The 2,900-nt window shown below is 71.9% G+C and carries 3 protein-coding genes and 1 pseudogene; 1 reads left to right on the top strand and 3 read right to left on the bottom strand.

Going from position 1 to position 2,900, the window contains the following annotated elements; all coding sequences use genetic code 11:
• The 3 genes and pseudogenes from EYA84_RS29860 to EYA84_RS29850 form a co-directional block, all read right to left on the bottom strand.
• Nucleotides 1-285, bottom strand: a pseudogene (locus EYA84_RS29860) (ATP-binding cassette domain-containing protein); the annotation flags it as partial.
• A gap of 62 nt (nucleotides 286-347) precedes the next feature.
• A complete protein-coding gene (locus EYA84_RS29855) occupies nucleotides 348-1,208 on the bottom strand; it encodes an ABC transporter permease (protein ID WP_131057454.1) in 861 nt (286 codons plus the stop codon).
• A complete protein-coding gene (locus tag EYA84_RS29850; RefSeq protein ID WP_131057452.1) occupies nucleotides 1,205-2,167 on the bottom strand; it encodes an aliphatic sulfonate ABC transporter substrate-binding protein in 963 nt (320 codons plus the stop codon). The genes EYA84_RS29855 and EYA84_RS29850 overlap by 4 nt, the downstream gene beginning before the upstream one ends.
• Before the next feature lie 167 nt (nucleotides 2,168-2,334).
• Between EYA84_RS29850 and EYA84_RS29845 the strand changes: the two genes are divergently transcribed.
• Nucleotides 2,335-2,900: LLM class flavin-dependent oxidoreductase (locus tag EYA84_RS29845; RefSeq protein WP_131057450.1), on the top strand; the 566-nt coding region annotated here is incomplete at its 3' end.

The following is a 2,900-nucleotide window of genomic DNA, read 5'->3' as shown; positions in this document are numbered from 1 at the left end:
GGCGCGGTGGCGGTCGGCGAGGCCGACCTCCGTCAGCGCCCGGTCGACCCGCTGGGCCACGTCCGGGCCGGAGAGCCCGAGCGCGACGTTGTCGGCGACCCGTTTCCACGGCAGCAGCCGGTGCTCCTGGAAGACGACCGCGGCGGTGCCGCGCAGGGCGGTCTCGCCGGTGGCCTCCTCGTCGAGGCCGGCGAGTACGCGCAGTAGGGTGCTCTTGCCGGAGCCGCTGCCGCCGAGCAGGGCGACCACCTCGCCCGGCGCGATGCTCAGCGAGGCACCGGCCAGCACGGTGGTGGTGCCGAACTCGCGGCGTACGCCGGTCGCGGTCAGCACCGCCGTCGCGCCGGTCAGGTTGCCCGAAGTCCGCGTCGCCATGACAGCGTCCTCCTTTCCAGGGTGCGGATGGCCACGTCGGAGAGCAGCCCGAGCAGGGCGTAGACGAGCAGGCCGAGGACCACCACGTCGGTCTGGCTGAACTCGCGGGCCTCCATCATCAGGAAGCCGATGCCGGTCTGGGCGTTGACCTGTTCGCCGACCACCAGGCTGAGCCAGGCGGCGCCGATGGCCAGGCGGAGGCCGAGGAACAGGGCGGGCAGCGCGCCGGGCAGCACCACGTGCCGCAGCCGGGCGACGGTGCCGAGGCCACACGTACGGGCCGCCTCGACAAGTCTCTCGTCGATGTCCCGGATGCCGGCGTAGGTGTTGAAGTAGAGCGGGAAGAAGGCGCCGAGGGCGACCAGGCTGATCTTCAGTGACTCGCCGATGCCGACCCAGATGATCAGCAGTGGTACCAGCCCGAGGTGCGGCAGCATCCGGGCCATCTGGACCGGTGGGTCGATCAGGTCGTCTCCGAGCCGCAGCAGCCCGGCGACGGCGCCGAGGATCAGGGCGAGTCCGCCGCCGATGAGGAGTCCGGCACCGGCTCGGCTGAGCGAGTCGAGCAGGTGGGTCAGCAGGGTGCCGTCGCTGGCCAGGCGCCACCCGGTGGCCAGCACGGTGCTCGGCGCGGGCAGCTTCTCCGGCGCGAGCCACCCGACCCGGGCGGCCAGCTCCCAGGCGGCCACCAGCAGCACCGGGCTGGCCAGCCGCCACCAGGCGACCGTCGGGATCGTGGTGCGTCGCCGCCGTTCGGCGGGCCGGGGCGTACCGAGATCTGCGGGGCCCGATGTCGCCGGCGCCTCGGCGGGTGGCGCGGTCGCCCTGGTCACCGGTACACCTCGGTGAAGCGGTCGTCGATGCGGGAGCGGATGTCGACCGGGCCGGGGATGAGTTCCAGGGTGGCGAAGCCGTCGGCGATGGCCTGCAACTCGTCGCCGACCGCGGGGGTGACCGGGGCGAGGGCGCGGGCGCTGCGGTCCAGGGCCCGGCTGGTCACGTCCTCGGGGATCTTCAGCTCGGGGGCGAGCACCGCGGCGCGTTCGGCCGGGTTGGCGATGCCCCAGTCGGTGACCGTCCGGTACGTCCGCAGGAACGACTCGATCTGCGGGGACTTCTCCGCCAACGCGTCCGGGTGTGCCAGCACGTACTCGCGGTTGCTGGCCAGGCCGGTGGCGTCGGCCAGGATCCGGACGCCGGGGCGCTCGGCGAGGGCGAAGTACGGGTCCCAGATCACCCAGGCGTCGACCTGCCCGTTGTCGAAGGCCGGTCGCCCCTCGGCGGGCTTGAGGTACTTCACGTTGATGTCCTGCAACGTCACGTCGTTCGCCTCCAGCAGCCGGACCAGCAGCCAGTGCACGTTGGAGCCCTTGTTCAGGGCGACCGTCCGTCCCTTCAGGTCGGCGAAGGTCCGGATCCCGGAGTCCTCCTTGACCAGCACCGCCTCACCCTGCGGGATCGGCTCGGAGGTCCCGATGACGGAGAACGGGATCTTGCCGGCGGCGGCGAAGATCGGCGGTGCCTCTCCGGTCTGTCCGATGTCGATCGAGCCCGCCTTGAGCGCCTCGGTCAGCGCCGGGCCGCTCTCGAACAGCGACCACTCGGCGTCCGGCGCCTCGCCGCGCGCCTTGACCAGGCTCAGCCCGCCGAACCGCTGGTAACCGATGCGCAGTCGGGGAGTGTCGTCGTCGCCACTGGCCGACCCGCCGCACGCGGTGAGGCCGACCGCGGCGACCAGGGCGAGCGCCGTGAGCAGGGCGGTGCGGGCACGACGTGGGGGAGGGGTACGCATGAGGGCTCCTGGACACGGGAAGAGGGGATCGGCGGACATCGACGGAAGTCCGGGACGGCAGCAGCCTACTAAACCGATAGGTTTTATCGGTAGTCTGTCCGCATGGTCGTCCCATCTCTCAGGAGTGGACGGCCGGACCCACCCCTGCGCGCCTGAAGGATCGAGTCATGTCGTTGACGTTCCACTGGTTCCTGCCCACGTACGGCGACAGCCGGGACATCGTCGGCGGCGGGCACGGCATGTCGGCGGGAAGGGCCGGCGGCTCCCGCCCACCCACCATCGGCTACCTCGGCCAGATCGCCCGTACGGCGGAGCAGCTCGGCTTCGTCGGCGCGCTGACCCCGACCGGGGCCTGGTGTGAGGACGCCTGGCTGACCACCGCCATGCTCACCGAGGTCACCGAGCGGCTGAAGTTCCTGGTCGCCTTCCGGCCCGGCCTGCTCTCGCCGACCCTCGCCGCGCAGATGGGCGCCACCTTCCAGCGCCTCTCCGAGGGGCGGCTGCTGGTCAACGTGGTCACCGGTGGCGAGTCGCACGAGCAGCGGGCGTACGGCGACTTCCTGGACAAGGAGGCGCGGTACGCGCGTACCGACGAGTTCCTGCACGTGGTGCGGGCGCTCTGGCGCGGTGAGACGGTCGACCACGCGGGTACGCACGTCCGTGTCGAGCAGGCCCGTCTGGCCCGCCTGCCGGAGCCGGCCCCGCCGGTCTACTTCCTGTCTCTTATACGCTT

Origin of the sequence: Verrucosispora sp. SN26_14.1 (assembly GCF_004307965.1) — a bacterium.
GTDB lineage: Bacteria > Actinomycetota > Actinomycetes > Mycobacteriales > Micromonosporaceae > Micromonospora.
Note: the sequence above shows the minus strand (reverse complement) of the source record. Positions and strands in the feature narration are given on the sequence as shown.

Excerpts from the sequence above, each read along its gene's own strand:
- EYA84_RS29850 (WP_131057452.1), bottom strand. The coding sequence starts at position 2,167 with ATGCGTACCCCTCCCCCACGTCGTGCCCGCACCGCCCTGCTCACGGCG.